Annotated in this window: 17 protein-coding genes; 7 read left to right on the top strand and 10 right to left on the bottom strand. The window is 66.4% G+C overall.

The features are described 5' to 3' along the window. Positions 1–34: 34 nt before the first annotated feature. The 3 genes from ACT53M_RS03410 to ACT53M_RS03400 all read right to left on the bottom strand — a co-directional run bounded on the left by ACT53M_RS03410 (position 35) and on the right by ACT53M_RS03400 (position 2609). Positions 35–1429, bottom strand: a complete 1395-nt coding sequence (locus tag ACT53M_RS03410) for an MFS transporter (RefSeq protein ID WP_476231471.1) — start codon at positions 1427–1429, stop codon at positions 35–37. Positions 1430–1660: 231 nt separating this feature from the next. Continuing rightward, on the bottom strand, positions 1661–1858 hold the full coding sequence (locus ACT53M_RS03405) for a DUF465 domain-containing protein (protein ID WP_476231470.1): 198 nt from the start codon (positions 1856–1858) through the stop codon (positions 1661–1663). Positions 1859–2084: 226 nt separating this feature from the next. Then, entirely contained in the window at positions 2085–2609 is a 525-nt protein-coding gene (locus ACT53M_RS03400; protein ID WP_476231469.1) for a glycine zipper 2TM domain-containing protein, read from the bottom strand. A gap of 177 nt (positions 2610–2786) precedes the next feature. Here ACT53M_RS03400 and ACT53M_RS03395 point away from each other — a divergent pair, with 177 nt between their 5' ends. Then, a complete protein-coding gene (locus ACT53M_RS03395; protein ID WP_476231468.1) occupies positions 2787–3134 on the top strand; it encodes a hypothetical protein in 348 nt (115 codons plus the stop codon). Positions 3135–3138: 4 nt separating this feature from the next. On the opposite strand, the gene ACT53M_RS03390 is transcribed toward ACT53M_RS03395, so the two are convergent. Beyond that, the gene (locus ACT53M_RS03390; protein WP_476231467.1) at positions 3139–5445 is read right to left on the bottom strand and encodes an ATP-dependent helicase; all 2307 of its coding nucleotides are present in this window, start codon (positions 5443–5445) and stop codon (positions 3139–3141) included. Between the two features lie 120 nt (positions 5446–5565). Between ACT53M_RS03390 and ACT53M_RS03385 the strand changes: the two genes are divergently transcribed. Both ACT53M_RS03385 and ACT53M_RS03380 read left to right on the top strand, forming a co-directional pair. After that, the gene (locus ACT53M_RS03385; protein WP_476231466.1) at positions 5566–5760 is read left to right on the top strand and encodes a hypothetical protein; all 195 of its coding nucleotides are present in this window, start codon (positions 5566–5568) and stop codon (positions 5758–5760) included. Positions 5761–5829: 69 nt separating this feature from the next. Next, positions 5830–7473 (top strand): inorganic phosphate transporter, encoded by a 1644-nt coding sequence (locus tag ACT53M_RS03380; protein ID WP_476231465.1) that lies wholly within the window; start codon positions 5830–5832, stop codon positions 7471–7473. A 35-nt stretch (positions 7474–7508) separates the two neighbouring features. Here the strand turns inward: ACT53M_RS03380 and ACT53M_RS03375 are convergent, their stop codons facing one another. Further along, entirely contained in the window at positions 7509–7694 is a 186-nt protein-coding gene (locus ACT53M_RS03375; protein WP_476231464.1) for a hypothetical protein, read from the bottom strand. A gap of 163 nt (positions 7695–7857) precedes the next feature. On the opposite strand from ACT53M_RS03375, the gene ACT53M_RS03370 reads away from it, so the two are divergent. Further along, positions 7858–9144, top strand: coding sequence for an MFS transporter (locus tag ACT53M_RS03370; protein ID WP_476231463.1), 1287 nt, complete (start codon positions 7858–7860; stop codon positions 9142–9144). Here the strand turns inward: ACT53M_RS03370 and ACT53M_RS03365 are convergent. From ACT53M_RS03365 to ACT53M_RS03355, 3 genes are read right to left on the bottom strand one after another with little or no spacing between them, the layout of a single operon-like run. Further along, positions 9114–9761 (bottom strand): GNAT family N-acetyltransferase, encoded by a 648-nt coding sequence (locus tag ACT53M_RS03365; protein WP_476231462.1) that lies wholly within the window; start codon positions 9759–9761, stop codon positions 9114–9116. The genes ACT53M_RS03370 and ACT53M_RS03365 overlap by 31 nt on opposite strands. A gap of 5 nt (positions 9762–9766) precedes the next feature. After that, positions 9767–10306 (bottom strand): 16S rRNA (guanine(966)-N(2))-methyltransferase RsmD, encoded by a 540-nt coding sequence (gene rsmD, locus ACT53M_RS03360; protein WP_476231461.1) that lies wholly within the window; start codon positions 10304–10306, stop codon positions 9767–9769. Then, positions 10306–11598, bottom strand: a complete 1293-nt coding sequence (locus ACT53M_RS03355) for a pseudouridine synthase (protein ID WP_476231460.1) — start codon at positions 11596–11598, stop codon at positions 10306–10308. Before ACT53M_RS03355 ends, rsmD begins: the two co-directional genes overlap by 1 nt. Positions 11599–11705: 107 nt before the next feature. On the opposite strand from ACT53M_RS03355, the gene ACT53M_RS03350 reads away from it, so the two are divergent. Next, positions 11706–12158 carry a response regulator gene (locus ACT53M_RS03350; protein WP_476231587.1) on the top strand — a complete coding sequence of 151 codons (453 nt, stop codon included), beginning with the start codon at positions 11706–11708 and terminating at the stop codon, positions 12156–12158. Between the two features lie 10 nt (positions 12159–12168). Here the strand turns inward: ACT53M_RS03350 and ACT53M_RS03345 are convergent, their stop codons facing one another. Further along, positions 12169–12312 (bottom strand): hypothetical protein, encoded by a 144-nt coding sequence (locus ACT53M_RS03345; protein WP_476231459.1) that lies wholly within the window; start codon positions 12310–12312, stop codon positions 12169–12171. Between the two features lie 648 nt (positions 12313–12960). Between ACT53M_RS03345 and ACT53M_RS03340 the strand changes: the two genes are divergently transcribed. Both ACT53M_RS03340 and ACT53M_RS03335 read left to right on the top strand, forming a co-directional pair. Continuing rightward, positions 12961–14247: an MFS transporter gene (locus tag ACT53M_RS03340; protein ID WP_476231585.1), complete on the top strand. Its 1287-nt coding sequence runs from the start codon at positions 12961–12963 to the stop codon at positions 14245–14247. 6 nt (positions 14248–14253) lie between these two features. Beyond that, on the top strand, positions 14254–15003 hold the full coding sequence (locus ACT53M_RS03335; protein WP_476231458.1) for a tetratricopeptide repeat protein: 750 nt from the start codon (positions 14254–14256) through the stop codon (positions 15001–15003). On the opposite strand, the gene ACT53M_RS03330 is transcribed toward ACT53M_RS03335, so the two are convergent. Next, positions 15000–15431, bottom strand: coding sequence for a DUF6628 family protein (locus ACT53M_RS03330; protein ID WP_476231456.1), 432 nt, complete (start codon positions 15429–15431; stop codon positions 15000–15002). The two genes, ACT53M_RS03335 and ACT53M_RS03330, sit on opposite strands and share 4 nt — an antisense overlap. Positions 15432–15510: the final 79 nt, after the last annotated feature.

Raw genomic sequence — 15510 nt, 5'->3', positions numbered from 1 at the left:
CGCAACGATCGTTTCGCTTGGGGCGACTAAAGCATCAGCGCACGTCGGCGGGCTGTGCCGCGCGCGATTCTCCTGGCGCCGGATTTCGGATCGACGGGCGCAGGCGCGCAAGGCTGCAGAGCCCGGCTACTGCCGCCAGCCCCGCTGCGAAGAGCGGCGGGACGGCACCGCTGCCGATACTCAGCGCCAGCAGTGCCGCCGCTAGCGTCGCGCCGGTGGTTTGTCCCAGCATCCGGGTGGACGCGATCAGCCCGCCCGCAGCGGCGGCACGCTCGACCGGCGCCGAACCGATGATGAGCCGGGCATTGGGCGACAGGAACATGCCGAATCCCGCACCGGTCAGTGACATGCGCCAGGCAATGTCGAACCATCCTGGGTGCGCGGGCAGCAGGCCCAGCAGGACGAGGCCTGCAATCGCGATGGCCATGCCCATGCCGCCCAATATGCCTGCGGGATAGCGGTCCGAGAGCGCACCGGCGAGCGGCGCCACGATCATCGTGGTGAGCGGCCACGGGGCCATGACTGCGCCGACTTCCGAGGGGGAGAAACCATAGAGATGCTCCAGCCGGAACGGCAGCGACAGCAGCAGCGTCATCGACGCGAGGAATGCCGTGAACGCGCCCAGCACCGAGAGGGCGAGTACGGGGCGCGCGAGCAAATCGATCGGCAGGATCGGCTCGGGCTCATCCTTCTCGCGGCGCACAAACACCACGCCGATCGCAATGCCCGCGACGACGATTGCCGCAGAGACGACCGGGCTGTCGCCATGCACGCCGCTTTCCAGCCCGCCGATGACCAGCCCGAACATGCCGGCGCAGAGCAGCGCGCCGATTACGTCGAACGGCGCATTCGATCGGGGGCTATCCGGCAGTGCGCGCCCCAGCAGCAGGCTGGCGATCGCGAAGGGCACGGCAGAGGCGAACACCCAGGGCCATGGACCGAGCCCCAGCACCAGCCCGCCCAGCGTTGGGGCCAGCGCGGCGGAACTCGACACCACAACCGAATTGACGCCGAGACCACGGCCCAACTGCGTTCGCGGGTAAATCTGGCGGATCAGCGCCGACGAAACGCTGAGCGCCGCCGCTGCGCCTGCCGCCTGCGCGGCGCGCACGATCAGCAGGAAGGGCAGGCTCTTGGCGAAAAAGCAAAGGACGGTGGCGATGGTGAAGACCAGCTGCCCGCCCTGATAGAGGCGTTTGAGCCCGATCCGGCTGCCGAGGCCCGAAAAGGGCAGCAGCAGCATGACCAGCACGAGCTGGTACACCGTCACCACCGCCACTGCGGCGGAGGGCTCGACGTGCAGGTCGCGAGCGATGGTGGGAAGTGCGACCGTGGCAATAGCGCCGTCGATCACCACTAGTGCGGTGCCGAAGGAAATAGCCGCGATGGCGTAGATGCGGCGGGAAAGCGGCAGGCCGTTGGGAATCATGCCGCGCTTAGTGCACCAGCTTCGCCTCGGTTCCCAGCCGGAACCGTAACAGTGTCTGCCGGGTTCTTCCGGATGCGAAATCGATTCGCTGGAGAGAGCCGATGGGCAAGGGTATCCTGTTGTGGTTATTGGGGATTCCGATCCCTGTGATTCTGCTGATCCTGTTGTTCTGGCATTGAAGGCCAGAGGCCGCCGCGTCTTTTGAAAGGCGCGACGGCCATGGCTTGCGCGTCAGCGCGCCGATCGGGCCAGCGCGAGCCGCGCTGCCGGTTCGGGCATGTGCTGGTAGAGCCGATCCTTCACCGCCAGCTTATGCCGCTTGAGCTGCATTACGCGAAAGGCGTCGGGCAGGCGGCGCGCGCATTCGGCGCGCAACTCCCGCTCCAGCTTGCGGTGGGTGGCGATCAGTCGTTCGACAAGCGTTTTCATAGGCCTCTTCCTATCGATGGTTGCATCGATCGAGTTGCCCGGCGGTGGGGGTGGTTTGGGACAGTCACCGAACCTGCACCGAGCGCACTCGATGCGGTCCGACATCACGGGGCTTCAGGTGAAGCCGCCGCCAGAGGGGCCCGGTCCCGCATTCTTCAATCTAGGGCAGGAAAATCAGTGTGCAAGGGGTGCCCGCGCAATTTTGCACGGGCACCCGATACCGGGATCAGCGGCAGCGCACGTCCTGGTTGTTCATCTGGTTGTTCTTGTCGATCGAGGCACCGAGCGCGCCGCCGGCGATGGCGCCCAGCAGCGTGCCGACCGTGCTCGAATGACGGCTGGAGATGACGTTGCCGAACAGGCCACCGGCTGCTGCGCCGACGATCAGGCCGGTCGTGCCGTCAGGGCGCTTGCAATAATAGCGGCCGTCCTGCCCGCGATAGACGCGGTCGTTCGGGCCGAGCACGCGCTCGCTGTCGCCCGGGCGATAATAGCGCGCGGGATCATAATCGCCTTCGTCGCGGCTGTCGAAACGGGGCGGCGGGGGCGGGGCGTGCGCCAGCCAGTCGCTATACTGGGCGTAGCGCTCCGAGGCCTGCTGGAACAGGCGATATTCGCGGTCGAACCGGTCGCGTGCCGCTTCGAAGCGGGCGCGCTCCTGATCCGGCGTCGAGAAATTCTGCGCCGATGCCGGCGCGGCGACCGACAGCCCGGCCGCAGCGAAGGCGGCGAGGGCGAGCAAATGTTTCATGCGGTTCTCCTTTGCGGACGGTGGCGATGCTATCGCCGGAAACACGCGCTTCTTCCAGTCTTGCGCGTGAAGCCCGGCTGAACGAAGCTGATAGTGCAACGATCGGGGGAGGGAAACGCACCATGATGCTTGCGCTTTGTGGTTGCTGCGATGCAACATTGGCATCATATTGGTCAGATGAACGCTCGTGCTGCCGTGCCTGAAGAACCCGTAAATAACACGCCCTTCGTGCTCGAAGGGATCGTTCGGCAGCTTTGCCTGTCGATCACCTACAACCGTACGCGCATGATCGTCGCGCCGCACATTCTCTATACGCGCAACGAATCACTCTACGCCGACGCGGCGATCGTTTCCCGTGAAGGCATGCTGCCGCGCGAGCCGAAGATTGCGACGTTCAAGGTCGACGGGCTGAGGGACGTGACGGTGCTGGAGCGCCCGTTCGACATCAGTGACCTCTTCGATCCCGAGCTGGACAAATATGCCGGCGTCACGCTGATGCAGGTCGAACCCGGCGCACAGGAATAACCGCTCACTCGGTCGAGACGAAACTGTCCATCACGCGCTTGCGGCCGGCCTGTTCGAAATCGATCTCCAGCTTGTTGCCTTCGATTTCGGCAATCGTGCCATAGCCGAACTTCTGGTGGAACACGCGCATGCCGATCGCCAGATCGGCACGCGGCTTGGCGCCGAAGCTGACCGCCGAAGCGCGGCTTTCCAACACCCGCGCGGGCTCGCGACTGAACGTACGCGCCGCGAAACCGCCGCCCGGATTCTTCGGGTCGACACCGGCGGCGCGTTGCCAGCCGGGGCCGCGGCCGGTGCCGCGTGACGTATCTGCAAAGGGATCGCTGCGTTCGCTCCAGTTGGCGCGCCACAGGCTTTCGCCGCCGCTCATGCTGTTTTCCGATTCGACATGCTCGGGCGGCAGCTCGGCGATGAAGCGGCTTGGCAGGCTGGAAGTCCATTGCCCGTAGATGCGGCGATTGGCGGCATGGAGGATCGTCGCCTGCCGCCGCGCGCGCGTGATCGCGACATAGGCGAGCCGCCGCTCTTCCTCCAGACTGGCGAGGCCGCCTTCGTCCAGCGCGCGCTGCGAAGGGAAAATGCCTTCTTCCCAGCCGGCGAGGAAGACAGTGTCGAACTCCAGCCCCTTGGCGGCGTGGATGGTCATGATGGTGACCTTGGGCTCCTCCGCACTCGCCTCATTGTCCATGACCAGGCTGACATGTTCGAGGAAGGCGGAGAGGCTTTCATACTCCTCCATCGCCCGGACGAGTTCGTTCAGGTTTTCGAGCCGCCCGGCTGCCTCGGCGGTGCGGTCGGCCTGCCACATCGCAGTATAGCCGCTCTCGTCGAGGATGATGCGGGCGAGATCGGGGTGCTGCAGGTCGTTCCCCATGCTCCGCCAGCGCGCCATGTCGCCGACCAGATTGCCGAGCGCGCGGCGTGCCTGCGGGGTGAGCTCGTCGGTATCGAGAATGCGTGCGGCTGCGGTCGTGAGCGGAATGTCCTGTGCGCGGGCGAACTGGTGGACCTTGGCCAGCGCTTTGTCGCCGAGGCCGCGCTTGGGGACATTGACGATGCGCTCGAACGCAAGATCGTCGGCCGGCTGGGCGACGACGCGCAGATAGGCGAGTGCATCGCGGATTTCCTGCCGCTCATAGAAGCGGAAGCCGCCAATGATGCGGTAGGGCAGGCCGATCGCGATGAAGCGGTCTTCGAACTCGCGGGTCTGGTGCTGGGCGCGGACGAGGATCGCGGTGGCATCGAGGCTGAGGCCGCCGCGCTGCAGCGCCTCGATCTCGTCGCCGACGCGGCGGGCCTCCTCGGGGCCGTCCCAGACGCCGAGCACCTTCACCTTTTCGCCGACATCCTTTTCGGTCCACAGCGTCTTGCCGAGCCGTCCGCCATTGTTGGCGATCACGCCGGAGGCCGCGCCCAGGATGTGCGGGGTGGAGCGGTAATTCTGTTCCAGCCGGATCACCCGCGCGCCGGGGAAGTCCTTCTCGAACTTCAGGATATTTTCCACCTGCGCGCCGCGCCAGCTGTAGATCGACTGGTCGTCATCGCCCACGCAGCAGATGTTCTTGCGCTCCTGGGCTAGCAGCCGCAGCCACAGATACTGGACGGCGTTGGTATCCTGATACTCGTCGACCATGATGTACCGGAACCGCTGCTGATACTGCGCCAGCACCTCGCGATCGGTCTTGAGGATTGTCAGCATGTGGAGCAGCAGATCGCCAAAATCACAGGCGTTCAGCAGCCGCAACCGCTCCTGATATTGCGCATAGAGCGACTGGCCGCGCCCGTTGGCATAGGCTTCGGATTCGCCCGCATCGAGATCAGCGGGGGTAAGACCGCGATTCTTCCAGCCGTCGATCAGCCCGGCAAGCTGGCGCGCAGGCCAGCGCTTTTCGTCGAGCTCGTTGGCGACGATCAGCTGCTTGAGCAGACGCAACTGGTCGTCGGTGTCGAGAATGGTGAAATTATTCTGCAGCCCGACCAGTTCGGCATGGCGGCGCAGCATCTTGGCGCCGATCGCGTGGAAGGTGCCCAGCCACGGCATGCCCTCTACCGCTTCGCCGACCAGGCGGCCGACGCGCTCCTTCATCTCGCGCGCAGCCCGGTTGGTGAAGGTTACGGCCAAGATTTCAGAGGGATAGGCGCGCCGCGTCCAGAGCAGATGCGCCAGCCTTGCGGTGAGCGCCGCCGTCTTGCCGGTTCCCGCGCCGGCCAGCACCAGCACCGGGCCGTCGGTGGTGAGCACGGCTTCGCGCTGCGGTTCGTTCAGGCCCGAAAGATAGGGCGCGTCCGGTAAGGGCGTGGGATGCGACATCCGCGAACAACTAGGGAACGAAGCGGTGCGCGGCAAGCGTTGCCGCGCTGCGACGAGCCGCCCAAGTCCTCGATTGCGCGATGCGCCCGCCATGGGTAAGAGGCGCCGCAGGAAATCCCGATGACAAACCCGAACCAATCTCGCCGGCTCAAGGTGCGGCTCGCGGCGGTGCTTACGCTCGCCATCGTCGCAGCCTTTGTGGCGTGGCGGGAGGCGGACCATGCGCGGGCGCCGGCCTGTCAGGCAGGCCGGCATGAGGAGAAGGATGCCAGCGGAAAGCTCGTGCGAATTACGCACACCGAATGCCTTCGCTGACATCTATGTATTCCGCGTCACCAAACCGTCATCATCCTGTCACAAGCTACAGCCAGAGGCGCTAACATCATGGCGACGCTCGCAATGGAACAAGGTTCGCAGGCGGAATCGCCGCGAAGTCCCCGATTCTCTGAAAAGACGCATCCCGTTGCACGGTTGCTGTTCGGCCTCCTTCTGGTCGGCGGGCTGGCCTTTGCCGGCTGGAGCATCTTTGTAGATACCCGGGAGGCGGGCGAACAGCTTGCGCTGGGCGTGTTCGCGTTTCTGGGGCTGGCGCTGGTCATCGCGCTTGGCTTCGAGTTCGTGAACGGCTTCCACGATACCGCGAACGCCGTCGCCACGGTAATCTACACCAATTCCATGCCGGCCCAGCTGGCGGTGGTGTGGTCGGGCTTCTTCAATTTCCTGGGCGTCATGGTGTCGAGCGGCGCCGTCGCCTATTCGATCATCACGCTGCTGCCGGTCGATCTGATCCTGAACGTCGGCTCCTCCGCCGGTTTTGCGATGATCTTCTCGCTGCTGCTGGCGGCGGTGCTCTGGAATCTCGCGACCTGGTATGTCGGGCTGCCCAATTCGTCGAGCCATGCGCTGATCGGTTCGGTGCTTGGCGTCGGTTTCGCCAACCAGCTCATCCTCAGCGGGTCGCGCGGCGGCACCGCCGGGGTCGACTGGAGCCAGGCGATGAAGGTTTTCTCGGCGCTGTTCTGGAGCCCGCTGATGGGCTTTGCGGGCGCGCTGCTGCTGATCCTGTTGATGCGCGTGCTATTCATGAAGCGGCCGCAGCTGTTTCAGGCGCCCGCCGGCAATGCGCCGCCGCCGCGCGGCATTCGCGCGCTGCTGATCGGCACCTGTACCGCCGTTTCGTTCTTCCACGGTTCGAATGACGGTCAGAAGGGCATGGGGCTCATCATGCTGATCCTGATCGGCTGCGCCCCTACCGCCTATGCGCTCAACCGCACGCTGCCGGCGAGCGCTACCGCCGCCTTCGTGCAGACTTCGCAGGCGGCGACCGCCGTGTTCGACGCGCGCAGCGGCGGGCTGAACATGACTCCGGTCGATGCACGCGCGACGCTGACGGACGCGCTGCAGCACCGCAAGGCGGAAGGCACCAAGGTCTATGCCGCGCTGGAAACCCTGTCGAAGAACCTCGTCGAGCGCGTCTCGGGCTATGGCTCGCTGAGCAAGGTGCCGGCGCGCGCGACCTCGAACGTTCGCAACGATATGTATCTGGTGCTCGACACCACCAAGCTCGCGACCAAGAAGCCCGACGGTTTCAAGCCCGAGGAGCTGAAGGTGGTGAAGGCCTATCAGAACGGGCTGGAAACCGGCACGCGCTTCATCCCGCTATGGGTGAAGATCGTCGTCGCGATCGCGCTCGGCCTCGGGACGATGATTGGCTGGAAGCGCATCGTCGTCACCGTCGGCGAGAAGATCGGCAAGCAGCACATGACCTATGGCATGGGCGCCGCCGCCGAAATCGTCGCTGCCGCGACGATCATGGGTGCAGACCATCTCGGCGTACCGGTATCGACGACGCACATCCTGTCTTCGGGTGTTGCGGGTGCGTCGGTGGGCAGCGGTGCGGGGCTGCAGGCGCGGACGATTCGCAATATGGCGCTGGCGTGGCTGATGACGTTGCCGGCGGCGATGCTGCTGTCGGGCAGCCTTTACTGGCTGATGCTCACTGCGGTCCGCACCTTCGGGCTCCACTGAGCGAGACGGCGGGGCCGTCGGCCCCGCCTTCCATGCTACAGACTGACGCTTTCGCGTTGCAGGTCGCGCACCGCCAGGTGGAGGCTTTGCCCCACGCCCTGCGTATCGGCGCGCAGATTGGCTTTCAAATGGTCTACGGGGTTGTAGCAGGCAACCAGCAGGCCAGCCGAAGCGGCGAACAGGGTTGCGTAGACCAGACGCTTCACAGGCGATTCGCGCATTATCCGTCTCCCTAAATCCGGTGCAGCGAGTGCAGGAGCTCGCTACCGAAACAAAGGTGACCGCTCGCTGAACGATGGCGCGCCTTTCTCGCTTACCCCCGCAAAAGCGCGCGCTTGACCCGCGCACGCGCTGGGCCGAGGTAGGGGGCGGGGAGGAAGACGCATGAACACAGCACCCGCCGCATCGCACCGGCGCATCCTGTTCGCGAGCCTGATTGGCACGTCGGTCGAATTCTACGACTTCTATATTTACGCCACCGCGACGGCGCTGGTGTTCGGTCCGCTGTTCTTTCCCGCGCAGGAACCTTGGCTGCAACAGGTGGCGGCCTATGCCAGCTTCAGCGTGGCGTTCTTCGCGCGACCGCTGGGCGGACTGGTGTTCGGCCATTTCGGCGATCGGCTGGGGCGCAAGTCAACGCTCGTCGCCTCGCTGATGCTGATGGGGCTTTCGACGGTACTGATCGGCTGTCTGCCCACCCATGCGCTGATTGGCTGGTTGGCGCCGCTGCTGCTGTGCCTGTTGCGGTTCGGACAGGGCTTCGGCCTGGGCGGCGAATGGGGCGGGGCGAGCCTGCTCGCCGTGGAATATGCGCCCAAGGGCTGGGCCTATCGCTATGGCAGCTTTCCGCCGCTCGGCGCGCCGGTCGGCTTTATCGCCGCCAATGGCCTGTTCCTGATTCTGGGCACGTTCCTCGACGACGCTGCCTTTCGCGATTGGGGATGGCGGCTTCCCTTCATCGCCAGCGCGGTGCTGGTGGGGCTGGGCCTGTGGGTTCGGCTGCGGATCGCCGAGACGCCGGCATTCAAGGAAGTGGTCGAACAGGGCCACTCGCCGCAGGTGCCGCTGGGCGAACTGGTTCGCCACCATCTGGGGCCGACGATTGCCGGCACGCTGGGCACGATCGCGTGCTTCGCGCTCTTCTATGTCGCGACGCTGTTCGCGATCGGCTTCGGTACCAAGAGCCTGCACTATCCGCGCGAGGCGTTTCTGGGCGTCGAACTGGCGGCGATCCTGTTCATGGCGCTCGGCATCGGGCTGGCCGGCTGGCTGGCAGACCGGCGGGGGCCGGGGCTGGCGCTGGCGCTTGGCTGTATCGCGATGATTCCGCTGGGCGTCGCGATGCCGTGGCTGCTGGTGCCGGGCGCGCTGGGCACGGTGTTCGTGTGGCTTGCCGCCGGTCTGTTCGTGATGGGCTTCGTCTATGGCCCGCTGGGGGGCTGGCTGCCGAGCCTCTTCCCCGCGCGCGTGCGCTATACCGGCGTGTCGGTGACGTTCAACCTGGGCGGCATCCTGGGTGGCGGGCTGACGCCGCTGATCGCCGAAACGCTGGTGCAGCGGGGCGGAATCGGCATGGTCGGCTGGTATCTGGCGGGCGCGGCGCTGCTCAGCCTCGCCGGGCTGGCGCTGGTACGGCGGGTTTATTCCGCTGGAATCGAAGCAGTGGTGTAAGGCGACAGCACGTGCCAGCCGAGCCGCTGATAGAGCTGCCTTCCGTCCTCCGTGGCGACGAGCAGCTCTGGCGTATCGGTGCGCGTGCGTGCGGCGTGCAGCGCGGCCATCACGATCGTGCCTAACCCCTTGCGGCGATGCTCGGGGGCGGTGACGATCCGGTCATAGACAAAGGCGTCTGCGGTTTCGCCGGCATAACCGAATGCTGCGCCTTCGCCGCCTTCGGTCAGGATGATCGCACGCATCGCGGGACCGTCGGTTTCGATCGTGCAGCGATAGCCTGTCGGCAAGGCGGCATCGGCCTGCCATTCGCCCGCCTGCATGAAATAGCTGGGCGTATGGAACTGCCACCCGGTAGGCAGCAGCGCGCGGAGGCATTCTGCGCTGTCGCAAAGCTTGATCAGCCTGCCGGCCTGGCAAATGCTCTGCGCGAGCGTTGTGATCTCAGGGGCGGGCGCGGCGAATACCCAGCGGCAATATTCGGTTTCGGAGCGCGTATCGACGCGGTAGCCACCATGATCCGCGACCGGGGCGGGCAGTCCGCGCGCGATCGAGCGGCCGGCCAGCCATGCATGGAGCAGCGCTGGTGCAACCGCTGTTCCATGCTGGCTCGCCACCGTGCTCATCCCGCCCGCAGCAGCGTCAGCCGTGCCTTGCCGTGGATGCGGTCGGCATCGACCACGAAGCCTTCCACCGCCACGGCCTCGTCGCGTGCGGTTTCAATGCTGATCCAGGTGCCGGGGCCGGTCCAGCCCAGCCGCGCCAGCTTGTCGAGCGCGACGGCGCCCGCGCCGGTGCCATAGGGCGGGTCCATCAGGATCAGATCCAGCGGTGCGCGGGCCGGGCCGAGCGCGAGGACCGATCCGGGGCGCACATCCGCGCCCTTGGCCCCCAGCTTGGCGATATTGGCCTTCAGCACATCGAGCGCGGCGCGGTCCTGTTCGACGAACAGGCACGAAGCGGCGCCGCGTGACAGTGCCTCCAGCCCCAGCGCCCCTGATCCGGCGAAGAAATCGCCCACGGCCAGCCCCTCGAAACTACCGAGGCGCGAGGCGAGCATCGAGAACAGCGCCTCGCGGGTACGGTCGGCGGTCGGGCGAGTCGTGTCGCCCTTGGGTGCGGCAAGCGGGCGGCCGCGCCATTCCCCGGCGATGATCCGCATCAGCTACGCCCCCGCGGCGGGCGGGGCGAGGCGCCGGGGCGACCGGGTCTGCCACCGCCGCCCGGACGCGGCGGACGCGGACCACGCGGCCGCTCGTCCCCATTGCCGGCTGAGCGGAGCGGGCGTCCGCGTTCGGTGCCTTGCTCCGCATTGCGGGGCGAGCGGGCGCGCTCTCCGGACTGTTCGCCGCGCGTGTCGCGGCGGCCGCGCGGCCGATCGACCAGATCGCCGGGGCGCGGATCTTGCGCATCGCGAAATGCCTTAGCGCGGGCAGCATGCGCGGGTTTGGCTACGCCGCCTTCCAATGCGCGCGCGGAGAGTTTTCCGGCGGTCCGGGCACGCTCCTCGCCGGCTACGGGCTTTGCCTTGGCCTTGGGAGTGGTTCGGGCGGTGAAGGTTGGCCCCTTGGGCGCCGCGGGCGCTGGGCGCGCGATGCGACGGCGCCCTTCCGGTTCCACTTTAGCCGCGGGCTTTTCGGCCGGCTCCACCACGCGCTGGCGCACCGCAAATTGCAGGTTCGACGCCGCTTTCCCGCCGCCGGGCTTGGACAGCACGGTGCGGAAGGTGATCAGGTCGGCCTGGCGGATCTCGTCCACGTCGCCCGCAGGCAGGTCGCCCAGGTAGAAGGGGCCGTAACGGGTTCGGATCAGCCGGCTGACCTGCAGCCCGAGATGTTCGAGCACGCGGCGCACTTCGCGGTTCTTGCCCTCGGTCAGGGTCATTTCGATCCACAGATTGGCGCCGGTCCGCCGCTCGATATTGGCGTTGATCGGACCGTAGCGGACGCCTTCGATCTCGATCCCGAGCATCAGGTCTTCAAGCTGTTCCTGGCTCACCTGGCCATAGGCGCGGGCGCGATAGCTCCGCTCGACTCCGCTCGCCGGCAATTCGAGCTGGCGCTTCAACTCGCCGTCCGTGGTCAGCAGCAGCAGCCCCTCGGTATTGAGATCGAGCCGGCCGACCGGCATCACGCGCGGCAGCCCCTCCGGCATCCGGTCGTAAATGGTCGGGCGGCCGGTGAAATCGCGTTCTGCGGTCAGGAGTCCGGCGGCTTTGTGATAACGGAACAGGCGTGCGGGTGCCGGCTGGGCGACCGGCTTCCCTTCGACGGTGACGCCGTGCAGTGAGGTCAGGATGGTCGCCGGCGTATCGAGGACGGCGCCATTCAGGGCAATCCGCCCCTCGGCGATCATCCGTTCGATCTCGCGACGCGAGGCGATGCCGGCGCGGGCGAGCAGCTTGGCGATACGCTGCGGCGTACCGCCCGATTTGGGAGGCTTGGTTTCAGACACCGCAGCGATATAGCGATTATGACTGCCCGGGCAAAAATTTATACGGCGCAGAGAAGCTTTTCGCGCGTTAGGCGCTTGGAAAGCAGCAGAATATGGATACGAAACGAATGCGGTTCGGCAGGAAGAAGCGGCGTATCGAACAGCTTCTCGTCGTGGAGGACGAGCCGCTTGTGGCGTTTGATACCGAACATTTCCTGCGCGAGTCGGGCTTTCGCATCGTCGCCACGGTCGACTCGGTCAGCGATGCGACTCGCGTGATCGGGGGCGGTGGCGGGCTCGATCTCGTTCTGGCCGACATCAATCTGGCCGATGGCAGCGGGGTGGAGGTGGCGCAGGCGGCGCAGGCGCGCGGCGTGCCGGTGCTGTTCGTAACGGGAAGCTGCCCGGCGGATGCTCGGGCGCTGGCAGCGGGGTGTCTCGCCAAGCCCTATGCCCAGCGCGATCTGGTGGCCGCCATCGATGCCATCGAAGCGGTGCTGGCGGGGAGTGCGCTGCCGCGGCGCCTCCCGCCCAGCTTCAGCCTGTTTCTTGCAGAGAGTGAGGATCAGCGGCAGGTGTAACCTGCAGCGATCAATGCCAGAGCAGCGCCACTACAACGCCGGCCCAACTGAACACCGACGCCAGTACCGCCAGTTTCGCCACGATAGCGGCGGGCGACGCCGGCTGGGGGCGAGCAATGCTGCGGGCAGTGGGACGCGACGGGGAGCGCGACATCGGCGGTTCTCCTGTTATCTACTCCCTGTGTTATAGAGGCGCTTCCTGAACGGCAGCCTGAACAAAGGGGGTTAGCAACAGGTTTTTTTGAATGCCGGCGCGGTCGAGAGGTCGTGCGGCGTGGTGGAGGCTATTCTCCCCCGAAAATTCGGCTAGTTTCCGCCCCGAATGTCGAACCAAACCACTCCGCTATCCGCGCCTTCCGCTTCGCGGGGCGCCGATCTCCTCGCCCTCGCTGCGCTGATCGCCGCCCTGGGGGCGCTTGCGTTGCCCTGGATCACCATCGCGTTGCCGGGCGCAGCGCCGGTGTCGGTGCGCGGGCTTGCATTCGTTACCGGCTGGCAGGGCGCGGGCAAGGCCGCGCTTGCCCCGTCGATGACGTTCCTGCTGGGGCTGATCACGCTCGCCGCCACGCTGGTGCTGGGCGTGCTGTGGCGGCGGCGCGGTGGCGCGAGCCTGATCGTCGGCGGCAGTCTGGCAAGCGCCGTGCTGATTGCACTGGCGGTGCTGTTCACGCTGTTCTCGCCGCCCAAGGTGCTGGCGGGTGCGACGCTGGCGCCTGCGCTCGGCTTCCCGGCCGCCATCGCGGCGCTGGTGGTCGCGTTCTTCGCCGGCCGGGCGGCGGCGCCGGCGGACTGGCGGGCAGACCTGCCTGAAGGTGTGCGGCCCTATTTCGAGCGCGGGCCGCTGGCGTCGTTTGCGCTGGGGCTTTCGTCGGGCTTTCCCTTCGCGATGATCGGGGCGACGCTCACCAGCCGACTGGCGCAAGGCGGTATCGACAAGTCCACGGTCACGGCATTCACGCTTGCCATCCTCGTCTATAACCTGAAGCCCTTCTGGGCCTGGATCGTCGACGGCGTGCCGATCCCGCTGCTCGGACGGCTGGGGCAGCGTGTGTCCTGGCTGATCCTCGCTGGCGCGATGGTGGTGGCGGCGACGGCGAACCTGGCATTGGTGAATCCCGACCCGGCCAATATCTGGCCGACTGTCTATGCCGCCATCCTGATGGGCGTGGCGGGCGCGACGTTCGATATCGTTATCGACGGCTATCGCATCGAAATCCTGAAGCCGAGCGAGCTGGGCTATGGTTCGGGCATGGGGCAATATGGCTGGCGGATCGGTTCGGCCGGGGCCGGCGCGCTGGCGCTGGTGATCGCCGGCCGCGCAGGGTGGGGCGCGGGCTATCTCTTCTGCGCCCTGTTCGCCGTGCCGGCAGTCGTGACGGGCCTGCTGATCGGCGAGCCGGAGCGCCATCGCCCGCCCGCCGAACGCCGCAGCGTCGAAACCGTCGTCCGCGCCATCTGGGGGCCGTTCGTGCAGTTCTTCGCGCGCGAAGGCGCATGGATCGTCCTAGCCTTTATCCTGGTCCACAAGATTGGCGACACGCTGGCGAACCTGACCTTCCGGCTGTTGTTCAACGATCTGGGCTTCAGCAATGACGAGATTGCGTTCTACGACGTCTCGCTCGGTTTTCTCGCCTTCATGATCGGCGTGTTTCTGGGCGGCGTGATGTATGCTCGGATGGGCATGAAGCGATCGGTGATGCTCAGCCTGATCCTGATGGCGGTTTCCAACCTCAGCTTCGCCATTCTCGCCGCGATGGGCCATTCCAACATCGTCATGGCGGGCGCTATCGCGTTCGAGAATATCTCCAGCGGGATCGGCGGGGTGGTGGTGATCGCCTATTTCTCGGCGCTGACCGACCTGCGCTTCACGGCCGCGCAATATGCACTGATTTCGGCGGGGGCCAGCATCCTGGGTCGTTTCATCACCGGCACGACTGCGGGTGCGCTGATCAAGGCGATGGGCTATATCGACTTCTACATCTTCACCACGATCATCGCGCTGCCCGGCGTGGCGATCTACTGGTGGATGATGCGGACCGGCCTGGTCGATCGGTCGATCGGCAGTGCGGGGACGACGGGGGAGCATTGATCGAACATGCCGTATCTGGTGATCCTGGGAATCCAGGTGCTGTGTATTGTCCACCTGATGCGGCACAGCCGGAACCCGATGTGGTTCGGCGCGCTGATCTTCCTGCCGATGGTCAGCGCCATTGCCTATCTGATCGTCGAGATACTGCCCGGCATGGGCACCAACCGCCACGTCCGCACCGCCCGGGCGCGCGCGGTGGCAGCGCTGGACCCCGAGCGCGAGTTGCGCGCTGCCCGTGAGGCGCTGGAACTCGCCGACACCGCCGCCAACCGGCTGCGGATGGCCGATGCGCTGGTGGCGCTGGGGCGCTGGAGCGAGGCGGTGCCGCTCTACCGCCAGGCGTTGGCGCTGCTGCACGGCAGCGGCGATCCGCGCACCGAGGCGAAGCTGGCGGCGGCGCTGCACGAGGCTGGGCAGAGCGGGGAAGCGCTGGTGGTCCTTGATGCGCTGCCCGATCCGAGCGGCCAGAGCGAGCGGGACCGGCTGGGCCTGCTCCGCGCCAAGATATACGAACATCTCGGCCGTACGGCGGAGGCGCTGGCGCTCTATGCCGATGTATCGACGCGCTACACCGGGGAAGAGGCGCGGTGCCGCTATGCGGCGCTGCTGATCGAGACCGGCGATACGGTAACGGCACGCGCCGTGCTCGAAGAAGTCGAGTTCCGCATGAAGCGGATGGATCGCCAGCAGCGCGCCGCCGAGGCAGACATGTATCGCTGGGCGAGCGAGACGCTGGCGCGGCTGCGGCGGGGTTAGGGTTCCAGCGGCAGGGCGAGGTTCGCGAACGACTCTGCCAGTGCATGGGCGGTGGGGATCAGCCCGCGCGCGTCACGGATGCCGAGAAGGTCGGCCAGCAGCAACGCTGCGCCCTGAGGGTTGTCACGCACCTTGCCCAGCGCCGCCAGCAGCCCGGATTCGCTTGCCGTCATGCGCGGGCAGCACCAGGGTGCGATCTGTACCGGACCCGCTGCAGTTGCCGACATTTCCTGCATCAGTGCGCGCAGCAGGACCAGCGGACGACGAAACTGCTTGCCGAACGCGACCATGAAGGCGTGCGCCGCGCTTGCATCCTGCAAGCCGTGCGCGCCGGTCTGGCGAATGCCGAACAGCAACAGCCGCGCGCCCGGATCCTCCGGCTGGAACTGGGGCAGGGCAGTGGCAAGGCTCTGGACGGACACGGGCATGGGACTCTCCGGCTGGCTACCGGAAGCATCATGCAAATCCGCTATTGATAGTCAATCGCAATAACTACGGGTTGCGCGC

The sequence above is a fragment of the Sphingomonas sp. DMC6 genome (assembly GCF_056314225.1).
Note: the sequence above shows the minus strand (reverse complement) of the source record. Positions and strands in the feature narration are given on the sequence as shown.